This is a genomic window from Paraburkholderia sp. BR13444 (genome assembly GCF_040948755.1).
GTDB lineage: Bacteria > Pseudomonadota > Gammaproteobacteria > Burkholderiales > Burkholderiaceae > Paraburkholderia > Paraburkholderia youngii.
This window is the reverse complement of record NZ_JBFPKM010000005.1, coordinates 184,881-202,351: the sequence shown is the minus strand read 5'-3', so window position 1 is coordinate 202,351 and position 17,471 is coordinate 184,881. Positions and strand designations below refer to the sequence as shown.

Sequence of the window (17,471 nt, the reverse complement as noted above, 5' to 3'; positions counted from 1 at the left end):
TATGACGGGCGACCCGCCCGTCGTCCGCAGAAGATCACAGATCGAGCACCAGCAGCGGCGATCTGGCGCGCGAGCAGCACGGCAGGAACTGATCGTTCGCCGCGCGCTCCTCGTCGGTCAGATAAGAATCCTGGTGATCCGGCTCGCCAGACAGCACTCGCGTCAAACAGGTGCCGCACACACCCATCTCGCACGACGTGATCACTTCGACGCCATGCGCGGCCAGCGCCTGAACCACCGTGCATTCGGGCGGCACGTCGATCGTCGCGCCGCTGCTCGCGATGCGCACCTGGAAGCTGCCGCCCTTCGCCGGCTGATTCGCGGCCGCGCCGAAAAACTCGTAGTGCAGCCTGTTTTCCGGCCAGCCCTTTGCGCGCGCGGTCTCGAGCACGAAATCCATGAAGCCGCGCGGACCGCACACATACAGATGCGTGCCGGGCGGTGCATCGCTTAGCGTCTGTTCGATATCGAACGTCGAGCCGCCCGGATGATCATCGTGATGAAGCTGGACCGACTTCGCGAAGCCAGCCTGTGCAAGACGTTCGACGAACGCCGTGCGTTCCTTCGAGCGCGTGCAATAGTGCATGTCGAACGAAGCGCCCGTGGCGGCGAGCCGCTCGGCCATGCAAAGAATCGGCGTGACACCGATGCCGCCCGCGAGCAGCAGATGATGTGCCGCATCGTCAGCGAGCGCGAAATGATTGCGCGGCGCGCTGATCTGCAGGCGATCGCCCTCGCGAAGCAAATCGTGCACCGCTTTCGATCCGCCGCGCCCCGCTTCGTCGCGCAGCACAGCGATCAGATAGCGATGCGTTTCGCGCGGATCGTTGCACAACGAGTACTGACGCACGAGCCCGTTGGGCAAATGCACGTCGACGTGCGAGCCGGCGTCGAAAGCGGGCAACGCCTGACCGCTTTCGCTCGCGAGTTCGAAGCTGGCGATACCGGGCGCTTCGTCGCGCCGGCGCGCGACCACCACATTCAGCACGGGATGATTCATGTCGCCGTCCGCACCGGAATGACGCGCGTCGCTTCAACCCGGGGCGCGCCAGCCTGCGGCGCGCCGGTCTCCGCGCGCTCCTGCGCGACGAGCCGATCGATCACACGACGCGACATCACACCGCCCGCATCGATATTGAGTTTCAGCAGATTGCGCTCGGGCCAGCGCAGCAGGTTCTGCTGCTGACGTTCGAGCATCTCCAGATCTTCGCTGAAGATCTTGCCCTGTCCTTCGCGGATGCTGGCGGTCAGCGCGGCATCGTCGGGACGGAAATTGCGCGCCATGCCCCAGAAATACCAGATCGATGTTTCGGTTTCAGGCGTGATGAAATCCACCACGATCGACGACGCCTTCTTGTCAGCCGGCGCGTGATAGCCGCCATGCCCGGCATGCGCGACCCCTACCTCGATCAGCACGTGACTCGGCGGCGTGAAGTGGCAGATCTGCCAGCGGTCGACGGGCACGTCGTCGGCGAGACCATTGCCGCGCAACGCCATCTTCCAGAACGGCGGCGCCGCGACGTTTTCCATGAAACGGCTCGTGCGCACGGTATCGCCTTCGGCCACCGTCTTTGGCGCGGCTTCGTCGATTTCCTTTTGCCCGATGCTGTTCGCGTGCACATAGGTCTCGTGCGTCAGATCCATCAGGTTGTCGATCATCAGCCGGTAATCGCAGCGGATGTGATAAAGACCACCGCCATATGCCCATTCGGCACTCTCGGCCCATTCCAGATGATGCAGTTTGGCGGCATCGGCCTGCGCCGCATCGCCGGGCCACACCCAGACGAAGCCGTAGCGCTCGATCACCGGATAATGGCGAATCGACGGAAAGCCGTTGACGCGTTGGCCCGGCATGCCGGTCGCCTTGCCCTGACAGCCCATTTCGAGGCCGTGATAGCCGCACACGAGCGTGCCGTCGCGCACGAAACCGAGCGACAGCGGCGCGCCGCGATGCGGACAGAAGTCTTCGAGCGCGACCACGGCGCCTTCCGCGTTGCGATAGAAAACCATCGGCTCACCGCAGATCTGCCGGCCGAGCGGCTTATCCGCGACTTCATCGGGCATACATGCGACGTACCACGCGTTCTTGGGAAACATGTCAGTCTCACTCCTTGTTGTTAGTTCGCGCACTTCATTCAGTCCACTCATTGAGATTCAGTGTACTCAATGCGCCTTTAATGATTAAATGAAGGTTTTCCCCTAGACCAACTTTCAATCAGGTAACACGAAGATCAATTTGCCATTTCCATTCGCTACGAAAGGGCACCAGGTCTTCAGAACTAATATGGTCACTTCAACCGATACCAGCACTTCCGCGATCAGCATCGATCTGTACGACCAGCCCGGCCATCTGATCCGACGCGCGCATCAGATTTCCGTGTCCATGTTTCACGATCTGATCGGGCGCGAAGTGACACCAGTGCAGTATGCGGTGCTCAGAATGCTGCAGGAATTGCCCGGGCTCGATCAGGTCACGCTCGCGCAGCGAGTCGGTCTCGACACGTCCACCACCGCCGATATCGCGGTGCGGCTCGAAGCGAAAGGCTGGATCGTGCGCGAAGTTCTGCCGCGCCGCCAGCGTCGTCTGTTACTGACGCCGGCAGGAGAGCAGTTGCTCGATGAATTGATCCCCGGCGTCAACGCACTCAATCACGGCCTGCTCGACGGCATGGGCGACGAGGATGCGCGAGAGCTATTGAGGCTATTGAGAAAGTTCGTGCATCTGAATAACGACCAGAGCCGCGCGCCGCTGCGCAGTGCGAGCGACGACGCGACTCCGGACTAGCCCGCTGGCATCCTGCGCGCTGTCCGTGCTACGGCGCGATGTCCACCACGATCTTGCCGCGCACGTGGCCTTTCGCGAGCCGTTCCAGCGCCCTGGCCGTGGCATCGAACGAAAACCGTTCGGCGACCCCGACTCGCACGCTGCCGTTATTGATCAACGACGCGATCTCAGTCAATTGCCGCCCGTCGGGCCGCGCGGTATAACGCGCGGCCCGCGCGCCATGACTCGACGCCTCGGTCTGCGACGGCTCGTTGAGCGTCGAGATCAGTGCGCCGCCGGTCGCGACGGCCGACCAAGAGCGGCGCTGCGTATCGCCGCCGACCAGATCGAACACGAGGTCCATATCTCGCGCGACGTCTTCGAAACGCTGCGCGTGATAGTCGATCACGCGATCCGCGCCGAGCGAGCGCACGAACTCGATGCCGTCGCCGGACGCCGTCGCGTACACTTGCGCGCCCTTCTGCCTCGCGAACTGCACGGCGAAATGTCCAACGCCGCCCGCGCCCGCGTGAATCAGCACGCGGCAGCCCGCTTCGAGGCAGCCGTGCTCGAACAGGCCCTGCCACGCGGTCAACGCGGCGAGCGGCACGGCGCCCGCGGTCCCCGCGTCCAGTTCTTCGGGCGCATGCGCTAGCGCGCTCGCGGGCACGACGACGAATTCCGCGTACGCACCCTGCCCCTGGCCAACGAAGCCATACACCTGCTCGCCCGCGCGCCATTGCGCGGCGCCCTCGCCGACCCGTTCGACCACACCGGAAAAATCGCGCCCCAGCGTATAGGGCAGCTGTTCTTCGCGGATCAACGGGTACTGGCCCGCGCGTGTCTTCAGGTCGACCGGATTGACGCCGGCCGCGCGCACGCGCACCAGCACCTGGCCGGCGCCTGGCTCGGGGATCTCGATCTCCTCGGCCTTGAACACCTCGGGACCGCCGAAGCTGTGAATGCGATAAGCGAGCATCGTGCTCATGATGAGCCTTCTCCTTGAAAGGTCGTGTGTCAGCGGCGCTGCGTTTTCCGGCTGACCGCAAGCCGCGTTCCTCAACGAGCCCCCGAGCCGCGGCACGACATATGCGACACGTAACGATAGGCGCGCAGTCGTGATGTACTCATTCAAGGAGGAACCATGTCACAGCACCCCGCTCATTCCCAGGATCATCGTCATCCCGGCCAGCCGAATCCCGCTGACATCGAAAAGGCACTCAGTGGCGTGAATTACCCGACCACGCGCGAAAAGCTGGTCGCGCAGGCGCGCAAGAATCACGCGAATACCGACATCGTCGATCTGGTCGACCGTCTGCCCGATCACAATTTCGACAGTCCGGCCTCGGTCGCGAAGGAAATCGCGCGTATTCAATGACGCACGCCACACTCGACGCGCGAACGAAGAAGGCCGGCGATGTGCATATCGGCATTTCCGGCTGGCGCTATCAAGGTTGGCGCGGCAGCTTTTACCCCGAGGATCTGAAACATGCATCGGAATTGCAGTACGCGTCGGCGCGATTCGGCACGATAGAAATCAACGGCACGCATTACAGCCTCCAATCGCTCGGTAGCTGGCAGCGCTGGTATGCGCAAACGCCTGACGGCTTCGTGTTTGGCATCAAAGGCGCGCGCTATCTGACTCATATGCTGCGGTTTCGCGATGCGAGCGCGCGCGTCGGCATCGCGAACTTCTTCGCGCAGGGCCTGCTCGCGTTGAACGAAAAGCTCGGCCCGATCCTGTGGCAATTTCCGCCGTCCTTCCGATTCGAGCCCGACGCAATGGAGCGCTTTCTGCACGAGTTGCCGCCCGACACCGCGAGTGCATCGGCGCTCGCCAGTCAACACGATAAGCGGGTCAAGACGCCCTACGTCGACATCGATCGCAAGCGGGTGCTGCGTCACGCGGTCGAAGTGCGCCACGCGAGCTTCGTCGATCCGGCGTTCGTGGCCTTGCTGCGGCAATACGGCGTCGGGCTCGTCGTTTCCGATTCCACCGAACCATGGCCCGTCGCCGAAGATCTGACGGCGGACTTTGTCTACATCCGCCTGCACGGCAGCGAAGCCAAATACTCGGGTTCATATGGGGACGAAGCTCTGCAACGATGGGCCGAGCGAATCGATGCATGGCGCGGCGGCTCACAACCGGCCGACGCGCGATTGATCGCGCCGCAACTCGCGCCGCGCCGGCGGGCCACGCGAGACGTCTACTGCTACTTCGACAATGACGTAAAAGCGCGGGCGCCGTTCGACGCGCAACGATTGATGAAAAACCTCGGAATGCAAGCGACGAAAGCGCCAGCATTACCCTGATCGCTTGCCGCCGTGGGCCAGCTTCTGCGCGGTGCGCAGCGCCGCGACGATGCGCTCGTACACCTCGCGACGGGTTTCAGGGTCCGGCGCGCGCAGCGCATACGATGGATGGTACGTCGCGACCACACGCTTCTCGCCGCGTTCGAGCGTTTTGTCGAACGCGTCCTGCAAACGCGCGTGCGGATCGTCGACAACCGCTTTCAACGCGGTCGCCCCGAGTGCGACGACCACGCGCACATCCGGCATGTCGAGTTCCTGTTCGAGCCAGTAGCTGCATGCTTCGACTTCGCGCTGAGCGGGCGTTTTGTGCAAACGACGCTTGCCGCGCGCAATCCACTTGAAATGCTTGACCGCGTTGGTCACGTACACGTCGTTACGCTTGACGCCGGCTTCTTCGAGCGCTCGGTCGAGCAACGCGCCGGCCGGCCCGACGAAGGGCTTGCCCTGCAGATCTTCCATATCGCCGGGCTGCTCGCCGACCAGCACGATCGACGCATGCCGCTGCCCTTCGCCGGGCACGGCCTGAGTCGCGTTGCGCCAGAGCGCGCAGCGGCGGCAATCGCCGAGCTTCGCCGGATGCTGATCGGGTTCGACATCCGCTGGCTCCGATTGCGCGTCGCCATGCGCGCGCTTTTTCTGCGGTTTGTCGGTCATGGGTACGACCGCGCGTGCCGAAGCAGCTTATTTCTCGCTCTTCTTCGGAATCTTCGCGCCCGACTTGCGCGCCTGATTCAATGCGATCGCGACAGCCTGCTTGTGCGGCTTGCCATGCTTCGTCTCGGTCTTGATGTTGTGCGACACGGTCTCTTTCGATGTACCTTTCTTCAGCGGCATGATCTTCTCCGGGTGTAGATGACGAAAGGAAAAATCAGGACCCGCACGCAATGGCGTTCCTGCACCGAAACTGCGCAGCATACGCCGTGCCCGCGAGTTCGTCGAAATCACCCGGAAACACCCGTTGCCGACGCATTCAACGCCAGCGACACGCCCCCCACCAGAATCAGACTCGAGGCCCACACCGCATCGAGATTGAACCAGCTGCGCGACACGAACCTGAGTCCGAGATAGCGATAAACGAGCCACGCCAGCACGCCGCCGGCGATCGTCATCGTCGCCGCATGCACCGCGGAGACCGACAGCGCCATGCGCAGACTCGTTTCGATCAGCGCTTGGGCGGCTTGGTGCGCGCTGTCCATCGCGTCGGCGCGGCACAGACCGAGATAGATCGGCACCAGCATCAAGCCGGCCCCGTGCGCGATCGCCACCGCGAACGACCATAGCGCGAGCCGAGATGGCGGAATTCTCGCCAGCACGCGCGGATGACGGCGGCGCATCAGCAACACCAGACCGAAGCCGATCACCAGCAAACTCGCGCCGATCTGCATCTGACGCTGCCACGCAAGCAAGCTCGCAAGCATCGCAAACGGCAGCATCATCAGCAGTATCGCGAGCGCGTGTCCGGCCGCGAGATAAAGAAGCGCGACTACCAGCGCTTGCGAGCGTCGCTGCATCAGCGCGTTCGACACCGCGAGCGGCCACCCCATTGCCGGATTGAGCCCGTGGTACACGCCGCTCGCGACGACGGCGAGCCACAGTGCCGCTTGCGGCGACACCGAGCCGCTCAAATGCCCACCGACGGATAGCAGAAAGAATCGGTAGAACAGTCGCCGCCTTCGAGACGGATCTGGTGCGCGCGATAGCCAGCGGGAAATTCGACGAAGTAATCTTCGGCGAGTTTGAGACCGCCATTCGGATCGGCGTGCGCCATCACTTGCACGCCGGGCACACCGTCCGGATAGAACTGGTCGTCCCACGTCGAATAGAGCGAGTTGGTCCAGTAGACGCGCTTGCCATCGCGACTGATCTCGACCATCTGCGGACCGCCGGCGAAAGCCTTGCCGTTCGGATGCGGCGTACAACGTTCGATGCCGCCGATGCGCACCGAGCCCGTCAATTTCGGCTTGCGCGGTTCGGTCACGTCGTATTGGCGCATCTCGCCGGTGCCCCAGCACGAGACGTAGAGGAATTTGTCGTCGATCGAAAGATCGATATCGGTGACGAGCGGCGGCACCGCGCCGAAACCTTGCAGCAACGGCGGCAACTCGTCGGCGTGCGCGGGCTCCGGCGGAATGGTCGCGGTCTTTTCGATGTGGAAGTGGCCGCCTTCGCGCCACCAGGTCCAGATCGACCCTTCCAGATTCGTGGTATCGACCACGACGCCGATAAATCCGTATTCGCGGCTCGGATCGTGCGCGGGCCGCACTTCGAGCGCCATCTGATGGTTCGCGCCGAGATCGAGCGTCTGCACGTTGCGTCTTGCGCGCAGATCCCAGAAGTGCACGCGGTGGCCGTATTTGTTCGAAAGCAGGTCTTCAGGCACGATGCCGTTTTCGAATTGCGGCGGCAGCGCCCATTCGGTCGACACCATGTAATCGCGCGGCAGATTCCACCAGAAGTCGTAGTGCTTTTCCTGCGCGCCGCGCTCGATTTCCCAGCGTCCCAACACCTCGAACGTTTGGCAATCCATGATGAAGATTCCGGGCGGCCCGTCGGTGCCGTCCTTGCCGCCACCGCCGAGCGTGCTCACGTAGATGCCCTCCGGTCCGCAATGCACGGTGTGCGGACGCGAATAGCCGGTTTTGCGGAAGATTTCCTCTGGCTCGACGATCTTGTGAATCTTCGCCTGGGTCGGATGCGGCTTCGTATCGACGATATAGATGCGCGACGAGCGCATGCCCGGAATGATCAGATAGCGTCGCTCGAGAAATGCGTGGCCCGTCAATGGCGACAACGCGGACGAACACGCGTTCCAGCCGAAGTGATGAAATTCGTCGCCCTTGTTCGGCACCGGCACCGTGTGGACCACCTGGCCATAGGTCGGCGAACCGGGCTTCACGTCGATCACGGCGAGCGCGTCGGGCTGCGAGGAATCCGGACTTAGCAGCACCGTGTATGCGTATTCTTCCGCCGGCGCATCCATCGCAAGCTTCGGCGATGCATGAAAGGTAGGATCGGGGCGCATTCCCATGACGGCACTCTCCCTGTCGTTCTGAACGGAAGCCCGGCCCGCCAAAAATCGAGCCAGCGCGTAACCTTACATTTGTAGTTCACGACAGCGACGGACGCAACCGGATATTTGCACCCGAACGCAGGATGCGATCCGACAGCTAAGCGCACCGCGCCGCAAGCGCTCGCGCCGACGCCGCGAAGCGCGCATTCGAGCCCACGCGACGCGTTACTGCTGCACGCCCCAGCGCCGCACGGTCACGCGTTCGAGCGTATCGAACACGAGATGCTCGACCAGCAGACCAATCACGATCACGGCCGCGAGCCCCGCGAAAACGCGATCCGTATACAGCTCGTTGCGATTCTGAAAGATGTACCAGCCGAGCCCGCCGCTGCCCGAACTCGCGCCGAACACGAGCTCCGCGGCGATCAGCGTGCGCCATGCAAACGCCCAGCCCACGCGCAGGCCGGCCAGGATCGACGGCAGCGCCGCCGGCACGAGGATCAACAGCACATGACGCAAGCCCGTCAGACCGTAATTGCGTCCGGTCATCTTCAGCGTCGCGGGCACTGACTGAAAGCCTGAAAAGGTATTCAGCGCGAGCGGCCACAGCACCGCATGCACGAGCACGAACAGCAGGCTGCCGGTGCCGAGCCCGAACCACAGCAACGCGAGCGGCAGCAACGCGATGGACGGCAGCGGGTTGAACATCGCGGTCAGCATCGACAGCAGATCGCGGCCCACGCGCGTCGACACCGCGAGCGATGTCAGCACGAACGCAAACGCGGCGCCGAGCAGATAGCCGCGCAGCAGCACGGACATCGATACCGCCGTCTTCGCGAGCAGTTCGCCGGACCACACGCCTTGCACGAACGCGCTCAGGGTCGCGCCGAAGGTCGGCAGCAGCAGATCGTTGTTGATCACGCGCGCGGCGATTTCCCACGCGGCGATCAGCACGAGTGCGATCAGTGTCTTGCGCAGCCAGCCGTGCGCGAAGATCCGCCTCGTCGCTGGCAACGGCGCTTCGATCGCGAGGTCGCCGGGCGCTTCGAGCGGACGTTCGTATTCGTCGCGCACGGGCGGCAGCAACGTGACAGGCGTACTCATTGCACGGCCTCCGTCTGTTCGAACAGCAGGTGATGAATCCGCGCGACGCTGCGCTGAAAATCGGCGCGGCCGAAGCTGTCCTGCGAATATTGATGGCTGTTCAGTTCCGCGCGCACGCGGCCCGGATGCGGCGACAGCAGCAGAATCCGGTTGCCGACCACCAGCGCCTCTTCGATCGAATGCGTGACGAACAGCAGCGTGAAGTTCACCTCTTCCCATAGCCGCAGCAGTTCTTCCTGCATCTTGCGGCGCGTCAGCGCGTCGAGCGCGGCGAACGGTTCGTCCATCAGCAGCACGCGCGGCTGCATCGCGAGCGCACGCGCGATCGCGACGCGCTGTTTCATGCCGCCCGACAACGTGTGCGGATACGCGTGCGCGAACGCCGCGAGCCCGACCTTGTCGAGGTAATGCAGCGCGCGTTCACGAGCTTCGGCCTTCGACAGTTTCTTCGCGACTCGGAGCGGAAAGGCGACGTTCTGCACGACCGTCTTCCACGGCGGCAACTGGTCGAACTCCTGAAACACGACGATGCGATCGGCGCCCGGTCCGCGCACGCGCTTACCGTCGAGCGAAATGCTGCCCGCGCTCGGCTCGATGAAACCGGCCACCGCCTTCAGCAGCGTCGACTTGCCGCAACCGGACGGCCCGAGCAGCACGAAGCGGTCGCCGCCGTAGACGTCGAAGCTGACGTCGTGCGTCGCGCGCACGATGCGCTCGCGTGTGCGGTACTCGAGGTTGACGTTCTTGACCGCGAGCAGTTTGCCGCTGGTTGCCGCGGCGTTCCGTGCGGCGTCGTCGGGAAACAGAAGCGTGGGATTGGCCACCATCAAAGCGCTCCCTGCGAGTGAACCGGATCGACCGGCGAGTGTTGCCGCGTACCGCGCAGCGCCACGAAAACGCGCAACGCCATGCTCAGCTCCCCGCCGCCGTGGCCGGATCGTCGAAGAAATAGTCCTTCCACGACGACGGCTCGTTCCTGATCGCGCCGACGCGATACATGAACTGCGCGAGCCCGAAGGTGTTCTGCGGCACGATCTTGAACTGCACCTGCGGGTTCGTGATGACTTTTACGAGCAGCTCGCGATCGATCTTCGACTGATTGGTGCGGATATAGATATCGGCCGCGCCCTGCGGATTCGCGTTGATGTACTTCGCCGCATCGGCGAGCGCATCGACGAACGCGCGATACGTCTTCGGGTTGTCATGGCGGAATTTTTCGGTCGCATAGAGGACCGTCGCCGAGCTCGGGCCGCCGAGTACATCGTACGAATTGAGCACGATATGCGCCTTCGGATTGCCGGCCAGTTCCTGCTCCTGGAACGGCGGATTGCCGAAATGCCCGGTGATTTCAGTGCCGCCCGCGATGATCGCCGCGGCCGCGTCCGGATGCGGCAACGCCTGCGTGTACTTGTCGAGCCGGTTGTATTCCTTGTCGCCCCAGCGCTTCGCCGCCGCGTATTGCAGCACGCGCGATTGCACCGACACGTTGACCGCCGGCAGCGCAATGCGGTCCTTCTGCGTGAAGTCAGCGATCGTCTTCACGTCGGGATTGTTGCTGACCAGGTAGTACGGCAGATTGCCGAGCGACGCGACGCCCTTCACGTTCTGCTTGCCGTGCGTGCGATCCCAGATCGTCAGCAGCGGGCCGACGCCCGCGCCGGCGATATCGACCGCGCCCGACAGCAACGCATCGTTCACCGCCGCGCCGCCCGACAGCTTGACCCAATCGACCTTGATGTCGAGGCCCTGCTTGCGCCCTTCGCTTTCGATGAAATGCTGATCGCGCGCCACGTTCAGCAGCAGATACACGATGCCGAACTGCTCGGCCACGCGAATTTCGCCCTCGGCGTGCGCGGGAGCGCTGACGACGGCGCCTATCGACAGGCTCAGAAGTACTGCCGTCAAACGGCGGACAAACGACGGCCGTGCGGCGGTCGGGTGAAATCGGCTCAGCATTGAAACTCCGGTCGGCGTGCGGTGTGATGGTGTCGTTGTGATGGAAAGCGTCGCTCAGCGTGGCACGTCGCCCTCGATCGTCGTGCGATACAGCTTGCGGCGCAGATGGTCGGGCGTGCCGGCGGCGAGGTGCATCAACGAGCGGTTGTCCCAGAACACCATGTCGTGCTCGGCCCATCGATGCCGGTACAGATGCTCGGGCCGCACGCTGTGCGCGAACAGCTCGTCGAGCAACGCGCGGCTCTCGTCTTCCGGCAAACCGATCACGCGCGTCGTGAAGTGCTCGCTGACGAACAGCGCCTTGCGCCCCGTCTCCGGATGCGTACGCACAATCGGATGCACGACCGGCTTCACCTGCGCGATCTGCTCGGCGGACAGATTCGGCCGCCACGGGCTGCGCTTCTGCAACTCCGCGTATTTGGCCAGGTACGTGTGCTCCGCGCTGCGTCCTTCCACCGCGCTGCGCAGATGCGCGGGCAACGTATCCCACGCCAGGTGCATGTTCGCGAACAGCGTATCGCCGCCTTCGGCCGGCAGCTCCTGCGCGTGCAGCAGCGAGCCGAGGCTCGGCTTTTCCTTGTACGACAGGTCGGAGTGCCAGTAGTGGCCGGCGTCGCCGAGACCGATCGGCTTGCCGTTCTCGATCACGTTCGATACGACCAGCACCTCGGGATAACCTGCGAGGCCAAACTGATGCAGCACGTGAATCTGCAGCGGGCCAAAGCGGCGGCTGAACGCGATCTGCTGCTCCGGCGTGATGCGCTGGTCGCGAAACACGAGAACGTGGTGGTCCAGATGCGCGCGGTGGATCCGCGCGAAATCGTCGTCGCCGAGCGGCTGGCCGAGATCGAGGCCGAGCACTTCGGCGCCGAGCGGCGCATCGAACGCGCGAATCTCGAAGGATTGCGTCGCAGTAGCGGAAGCGGTAAAAGCAGCGGCGGTAGTCGTCACAGGCGTCTCTTCGTCGAAACTATTCAGCGGGCGCCTAACGGCGCGGTCAGTGCGACGAATGTACCGGCCCGCGCGCGCGATGCCAACGAAGCAAATCCGATACGGTTATCTGCTGGAGTGATAAACCCGATGCTGCAATGTCTTTCGGCGCATCAGAACTTCGGCAGACCCGGTGGATTGCTTTCGGAGCGCGCCAACGCTTCCGACTCGATGCCCCAGTGCGCGAGCGAGCGCCGATAGGCGCCATTCGCGATCAGTCCGTTCGTCGCGACCGTCAGCGCATCCATCAAGCCGCTGCCCTTGCGGGTGGCGATCGCCACATCCGCGCGCGCCGGCCAGCCGGCGTTCAGCGTACCCACCTCGCGGATCGCGCCGGTAGTGGCCGCATCGTAGGCAAGCGGCGCGTTCGGATTGAATACGACGTCGGCGCGGCCCGATAGCAACGCAATGCGGCTCGCGGCGTCATCGTCGAAGTACTGGAACTCGACCGGCTTCAAACCCTTCGCGACGTTCTGCCGGTTCCATTCGAGGATGATCTTTTCCTGGTTCGTGCCCGAGGTCGTAATAAGGCGGAGGCCCGCAATATCCGGCGGCTGAGCGATCTTCCTGATCGGACTCGCGGTTTTCACGTAGAAGCCGTGCAGTCCTTGCCGGTACGTCGTGAAATCGAACTTCTCCTTGCGCTGCTCGGTGACGCCGACGTTCGAGATCACCGCGTCGTACTTGCCCGAGGTGAGGCCGAGCGGCCAGTCGGCCCATGCGATCGGCACGAGGTTCAGCTTCAATCCGAGCGAATCGGCGATCAGTTGGGCGTAGTCGGCATCGGAACCGACGACGGTACGCGCATCGGTCGCATAGGTCGCAGTCGGCGGCAGGTGCGGCGAAATCGCCACCGTGAAGTTGCCGTCGTTCGCAAAGCGGTAGTGGTTGCCGATAGCCGCGATCGCTGCCGGATTCTTCGGCACGCGAACGCGCCCTGGCTGCTCGGGGCTCAGGTCCACCGTGCCGTGCGGCGCCTGCGCCGCATGTGCTACGTCGAGCGCATTACGCACGAGCAGCGCGCCGAGCGCCGTACCGGCCAGAATGAATTGACGTCGATTGGTCATTGATAGGGATCAGTCTGCAATCACAGGACGCGCGACAGAAACTCGCGCGTGCGCGCATGGCGCGGTTCGTTCAATACTTGCGCGGGCGGGCCCGACTCGATCACGCGTCCGCGATCCATGAACACGATCGTGTCGGCCACCTCGCGCGCAAAGCCGATCTCGTGCGTGACGATCACCATCGTCGTGCCGGAACGCGCGAGCGCCTTGATCACGTCGAGCACTTCGTTGACGAGTTCGGGATCGAGCGCCGAAGTCGGCTCGTCGAACAGCAGCACCTTCGGTTTCAGCGCCAGCGCGCGCGCAATTGCCACGCGCTGCTGCTGCCCGCCCGACAACTGACGCGGCCATGCATGCGCCTTCGCTTCGAGACCGACACGCGCGAGCAGACTCAGCGCAAGACTCTCCGCCTCCGCGCGCGACAGACGTCCCAACGCGACCGGCGCCTCGATGATGTTTTCCAGCACGGTCAGATGCGGGAACAGATTGAAGCTCTGAAACACCATGCCGACCTCGACGCGGCGTCGCAGGATCTCTGTCTCCTTGAGCTCGTACAACGTATCGCCATCGCGTCGATAGCCGATCAGCTCGCCGTCGATGTCGATCAGTCCACCGTCCACGCGCTCCAGATGATTGATCGTGCGCAGCAGTGTCGATTTGCCCGAGCCCGATTGGCCGAGAATCACGGTGACACTGCCGGGGCGCATCGTCAGCGACACGTTGTCGAGCACCTTCAGCGTGCCGAAACTCTTCGATACCTGCTGGATCGCGATACGCGCGCCGTCGCGTTGATCGGCCCAGCGTTGATCCAGGCAGGCGCCTGCACGTGCATTGTCTTTTGCTTCTCCAAGCGGCTCGGCGGGCGCAACGCCGCCACCGCGCGCAATACCCGCGCTTTTCAGCAGCGCGCCGAAAGCGGACGGCACCGCGCTACGCCTGACGCCGCGCGAGAAATATCGCTCCACATAAACCTGTATCGCCGACAACACGGTCAGAATGATCAGATACCAGACCGTCGCGACCATCAGCAGCGGAATCACTTCGAGATTGCGTCGATAGATGATCTGCACGGTGTAGAACAACTCCGGCATCGCGAGCACATAGACCATCGACGAGCCCTTCGCGAGCGCGATCAGATCGTTGAACGCGGTGGGCAGGATCGCGCGCATCGCCTGCGGCAGCACGATGCGCCGGGCCTGGCGCTCGCGCGGCAAGCCGAGCGCGGCGGCCGCTTCGAGCTGACCGTGGTCGACCGACTGAATGCCGCCGCGAATCACTTCCGCCGAAAACGCCGCGTGATTGAGCGTCAGGCCGAGCACCGCGGCGAGAAACGGGCTGATCAGCTCGGTGGTCGGCACATCGAGAACGACGAGGCTCGTGAACGGCACGCCTAGATGTACCGTCTCGTACAGATAGCCGAGATTGTTCAGGATCAACAGCAGCACGATCAGTGGAATCGAGCGGAACAGCCACACGAACGCCCACGCGCAGCCCGCAAGCAGCGGCGAACGCGATACGCGCGCGAGCGCGATCGGAATGCCGAGCGCGAAGCCGAACACCGCGCCGAGCGCGGTCAATAGCAGCGTGCGGCCGAGCCCGGACAATACCGGCTCGGACAGAAACCATTGCGCGAAGACATTCCAGCCCCAGCGCGGATTGCCCAAGACCGATTCGAGCACGATGCCGATCAGCGCCACGGCCGCCACGGTGCCGGCGAGGCGTGCGCGGTTTTTCGCGGGCACGATGCGATAGTCGGCGCGCTCGCGCAACGTGTCGGCGTGCGCGGCGGCGAGTTGCGGATTCGCGAGTTCAGCGGTGTCGTTCATCGTCGTCTGCTCCGCGCTTTCAGGCCACGGCAGCCGCGTTGGCCGTGTCGGCCGGGTTTGCCGGGTTTGCCAACCCCGCCGCCGCCGCCGCATAGCGGCTCGCCTTGCGCGGCAAGCCGAGATGATCGCGCAGCGTCGAACCCGTCAACGTGCGCTCATAGCGCCCGCGTCGTTCGAGCTCAGGGACTACGTAGCGCACGAAATCGGCGAGACCCTGCGCCTGCACCGCGAAGCCGAGGATGAAACCGTCGGCTGCGCCGGCGTCGAGCCAGCGGATCAGTTCGTCCGCGATCTGCGCGGGCGTGCCGAGAAAATGCGTGCGCGGCGTCGCGACTTCGAGCGCGACCTCGCGCAACGTCGAACCCTTGCTGCGCGCTTCGGCCTTGATGCGGTCGGTGGTCGAACGGAAACTGTTGCGGCCGATCTCTCCTAGCTCGGGGAACGGTTGGTCGAGCGGATACTGCGTGAAGTCGTGGTGATCGAAATAACGGCCGAGATACGCGAGCGCTTCGTCGATCGTCAATAGCTCGCGAATCGCGCGGTATTTCGCTTCCGCTTCCTCCTGTGTCGCGCCGACGATCGGGCTGATGCCGGGGAAAATCTTCACGTCGTCGCGGCTTCTGCCGTGTTCGACCGCGCTGTCTTTCACGCGCTGCGCGAACGCGCGCGTTTCTTCGATCGACACCGAATGCGTGAACACCGCGTCCGCGTATTTGCCGGCGAGCGCGATGCCGGCATCCGACGAGCCCGCCTGGAAAATCACCGGCTGACCCTGCGCCGAGCGCTGAATATTGAGCGGCCCCGCCACCTGGAAGAACTTGCCCTCGTGATCGAGCGTGTGCAGCCGGTCGCGTTCGAAGAACACGCCGCGCTCGCGGTCGCGCACGAACGCGTCGTCGTCCCAGCTATCCCACAGGCCTTGCGCGACGCTCAGGTATTCGTCGGCGATCTCATAGCGCAGCGCATGCTCGGGATGCGAGCCGCCGTAGTTCTTCGCGGTGCCTTCGAGCGGCGTCGTGACGACGTTCCAGCCCACGCGCCCGCCGCTGATCAGATCGAGCGACGCGAACTGGCGCGCGACGGTGAACGGATCGCTATACGACGTCGATACGGTGCCCGCAAGCCCGATCTTCGACGTGACCGTCGCGAGCGCCGACAGGATCGAGATCGGTTCGAAGCGGTTCAGAAAGTGCGGAATCGATTTCTCGTTGATGTACAAACCATCGGCGACGAACGCGAACGCGATGCCGTGTGCCTCGGCCTTGCGCACCGTATCGACGAAGAAGTTCAGGTTCACGCTCGCATCGGCGGGTCCGGCCGGGTGCTTCCACGAATTCATATGGCTGCCGGCGCCCTGCAGCATGATGCCGAAATTCAGTTTGCGATGGCTCATCGGATAGTCCGCCAATCGTTGAGTGTTCGTTGGAGAGATCACGCGTAGGCCGGCTCGATCGCGCTGCCGAGCAGTTCGACCGAGCGCAGGCGCGCCGGATAGTGTTGCAACGGCGAATCGATGACGAATTCGTCGATGCCGTAGCGGCGGCTCAAGGCGTCGAGCTGGTCGCGTACATCGTCGGCCGTGCCCTTGACGACGTGCGGATGGCGCTCTTCGATCGTGTAGCCGCTTGCGCCCGCCTGGCGCGCGTATTCTTCCGCGGCTTCGGCCGTCGCCAGATTCAGGCTTTGGCCGCTGGCCAGTTGCAGCCTGAAGATGCGCAGCGGCCCGGTGAGCCGCTCGGCTTCGTCGCGCGTCGCCGCGGCGACCGCGTACAGTGCGAGCAGCGGCGCACGGCCGCTCGCATCGCGGTACGTCTGCACGGTGCGCTCGAGGTTCGCCTCGTCGCCGTTGAAGTGTCCGGCGTAGCAGAACTGCCAGCCCTGCTTTGCCGCGAGCGCCGCGCTATCCGGACTGCCTCCGAGCAGAATGCGCTCAGGCAGCGTCGGCGGAGTCGGAAACGCGAGCGCGCCGGCGAGCGCATGGTCCGGTTCGACGCCGGCGCCGAGAAACGCATCGAGTTGCGCGAGCTGCGTGTTGAAGCCGGGCTTGCTCTTCTTGTCGTGCAGCCATTGCAGCGCGCGGGTGGTCTGCGGCAGTCCGCCGGGCGCCTTGCCGATGCCGAGATCGACGCGCCCGGGGGCGAGCGCCGCGAGCAGCCTGAAGGTCTCCGCGACCTTGAACGGGCTGTAGTGCTGCAACATCACACCGCCCGAGCCGACGCGGATCCGCGACGTATGCGCGAGCACATGCGAGACGACGATCTCCGGCGCCGAACTCGCGAGGTTGGGCGCGCCGTGATGCTCGGCGATCCAGAAGCGCTTGAACCCGAGCGCTTCGGCGCGCTTTGCGAGCGACACCGTGAAGCGCAACGCTTCGGCCGCGCTCGCACCCGCGGCAATCGGGCTTTTATCCAGCAGCGATAGCGAAAAGGTCATGGGATGGCAGA

18 protein-coding genes are annotated in these 17,471 nt (G+C 64.0%); 3 read left to right on the top strand and 15 right to left on the bottom strand.

Annotated elements, in window-relative coordinates; all coding sequences use genetic code 11:
• Positions 1-34: 34 nt before the first annotated feature.
• Together AB3X95_RS16745 and AB3X95_RS16740 are read right to left on the bottom strand one after the other, a co-directional pair.
• The gene (locus AB3X95_RS16745) at positions 35-1,000 is read right to left on the bottom strand and encodes a 2Fe-2S iron-sulfur cluster-binding protein (protein WP_368621945.1); all 966 of its coding nucleotides are present in this window, start codon (positions 998-1,000) and stop codon (positions 35-37) included.
• Positions 997-2,097: a Rieske 2Fe-2S domain-containing protein gene (locus tag AB3X95_RS16740; RefSeq protein WP_368621944.1), complete on the bottom strand. Its 1,101-nt coding sequence runs from the start codon at positions 2,095-2,097 to the stop codon at positions 997-999. Before AB3X95_RS16740 ends, AB3X95_RS16745 begins: the two co-directional genes overlap by 4 nt.
• A gap of 187 nt (positions 2,098-2,284) precedes the next feature.
• Here AB3X95_RS16740 and AB3X95_RS16735 point away from each other — a divergent pair, with 187 nt between their 5' ends.
• Entirely contained in the window at positions 2,285-2,785 is a 501-nt protein-coding gene (locus AB3X95_RS16735; RefSeq protein ID WP_176107565.1) for a MarR family winged helix-turn-helix transcriptional regulator, read from the top strand.
• A gap of 28 nt (positions 2,786-2,813) precedes the next feature.
• On the opposite strand, the gene AB3X95_RS16730 is transcribed toward AB3X95_RS16735, so the two are convergent.
• Entirely contained in the window at positions 2,814-3,752 is a 939-nt protein-coding gene (locus tag AB3X95_RS16730; RefSeq protein WP_368621943.1) for an NADP-dependent oxidoreductase, read from the bottom strand.
• Between the two features lie 156 nt (positions 3,753-3,908).
• Between AB3X95_RS16730 and AB3X95_RS16725 the strand changes: the two genes are divergently transcribed.
• Positions 3,909-4,142, top strand: a complete 234-nt coding sequence (locus AB3X95_RS16725) for a DUF2795 domain-containing protein (protein ID WP_176107563.1) — start codon at positions 3,909-3,911, stop codon at positions 4,140-4,142.
• Positions 4,139-5,077 (top strand): DUF72 domain-containing protein, encoded by a 939-nt coding sequence (locus tag AB3X95_RS16720; protein ID WP_368621942.1) that lies wholly within the window; start codon positions 4,139-4,141, stop codon positions 5,075-5,077. The genes AB3X95_RS16725 and AB3X95_RS16720 overlap by 4 nt, the downstream gene beginning before the upstream one ends.
• On the opposite strand, the gene AB3X95_RS16715 is transcribed toward AB3X95_RS16720, so the two are convergent.
• From AB3X95_RS16715 to AB3X95_RS16660, 12 genes are all read right to left on the bottom strand, one after another.
• Entirely contained in the window at positions 5,069-5,731 is a 663-nt protein-coding gene (locus AB3X95_RS16715; protein ID WP_176107561.1) for a UdgX family uracil-DNA binding protein, read from the bottom strand. The two genes, AB3X95_RS16720 and AB3X95_RS16715, sit on opposite strands and share 9 nt — an antisense overlap.
• Before the next feature lie 27 nt (positions 5,732-5,758).
• Complete coding sequence (locus AB3X95_RS16710; RefSeq protein WP_176107560.1) at positions 5,759-5,911, bottom strand: DUF6496 domain-containing protein; 153 nt, start codon at positions 5,909-5,911, stop codon at positions 5,759-5,761.
• A gap of 107 nt (positions 5,912-6,018) precedes the next feature.
• A complete protein-coding gene (locus AB3X95_RS16705) occupies positions 6,019-6,702 on the bottom strand; it encodes a hypothetical protein (protein WP_176367532.1) in 684 nt (227 codons plus the stop codon).
• Positions 6,699-8,105 carry a selenium-binding protein SBP56-related protein gene (locus AB3X95_RS16700; protein WP_368621941.1) on the bottom strand — a complete coding sequence of 469 codons (1,407 nt, stop codon included), beginning with the start codon at positions 8,103-8,105 and terminating at the stop codon, positions 6,699-6,701. The genes AB3X95_RS16705 and AB3X95_RS16700 overlap by 4 nt, the downstream gene beginning before the upstream one ends.
• A gap of 207 nt (positions 8,106-8,312) precedes the next feature.
• Positions 8,313-9,191 (bottom strand): ABC transporter permease, encoded by an 879-nt coding sequence (locus AB3X95_RS16695; protein WP_184226879.1) that lies wholly within the window; start codon positions 9,189-9,191, stop codon positions 8,313-8,315.
• Positions 9,188-10,018: an ABC transporter ATP-binding protein gene (locus tag AB3X95_RS16690; RefSeq protein ID WP_184226878.1), complete on the bottom strand. Its 831-nt coding sequence runs from the start codon at positions 10,016-10,018 to the stop codon at positions 9,188-9,190. The genes AB3X95_RS16695 and AB3X95_RS16690 overlap by 4 nt, the downstream gene beginning before the upstream one ends.
• Before the next feature lie 85 nt (positions 10,019-10,103).
• Positions 10,104-11,147, bottom strand: coding sequence for an ABC transporter substrate-binding protein (locus tag AB3X95_RS16685; protein ID WP_184226877.1), 1,044 nt, complete (start codon positions 11,145-11,147; stop codon positions 10,104-10,106).
• A gap of 54 nt (positions 11,148-11,201) precedes the next feature.
• Positions 11,202-12,098, bottom strand: a complete 897-nt coding sequence (locus tag AB3X95_RS16680; RefSeq protein ID WP_184226876.1) for a TauD/TfdA family dioxygenase — start codon at positions 12,096-12,098, stop codon at positions 11,202-11,204.
• Between the two features lie 152 nt (positions 12,099-12,250).
• Entirely contained in the window at positions 12,251-13,204 is a 954-nt protein-coding gene (locus AB3X95_RS16675) for an ABC transporter substrate-binding protein (protein ID WP_368621940.1), read from the bottom strand.
• 20 nt (positions 13,205-13,224) lie between these two features.
• A complete protein-coding gene (locus AB3X95_RS16670) occupies positions 13,225-15,027 on the bottom strand; it encodes an amino acid ABC transporter permease/ATP-binding protein (protein ID WP_368621939.1) in 1,803 nt (600 codons plus the stop codon).
• A 19-nt stretch (positions 15,028-15,046) separates the two neighbouring features.
• Complete coding sequence (locus tag AB3X95_RS16665) at positions 15,047-16,420, bottom strand: LLM class flavin-dependent oxidoreductase (protein WP_368621938.1); 1,374 nt, start codon at positions 16,418-16,420, stop codon at positions 15,047-15,049.
• Positions 16,421-16,458: 38 nt separating this feature from the next.
• Positions 16,459-17,460, bottom strand: a complete 1,002-nt coding sequence (locus AB3X95_RS16660) for an LLM class flavin-dependent oxidoreductase (protein ID WP_368621937.1) — start codon at positions 17,458-17,460, stop codon at positions 16,459-16,461.
• Positions 17,461-17,471 lie beyond the last annotated feature (11 nt).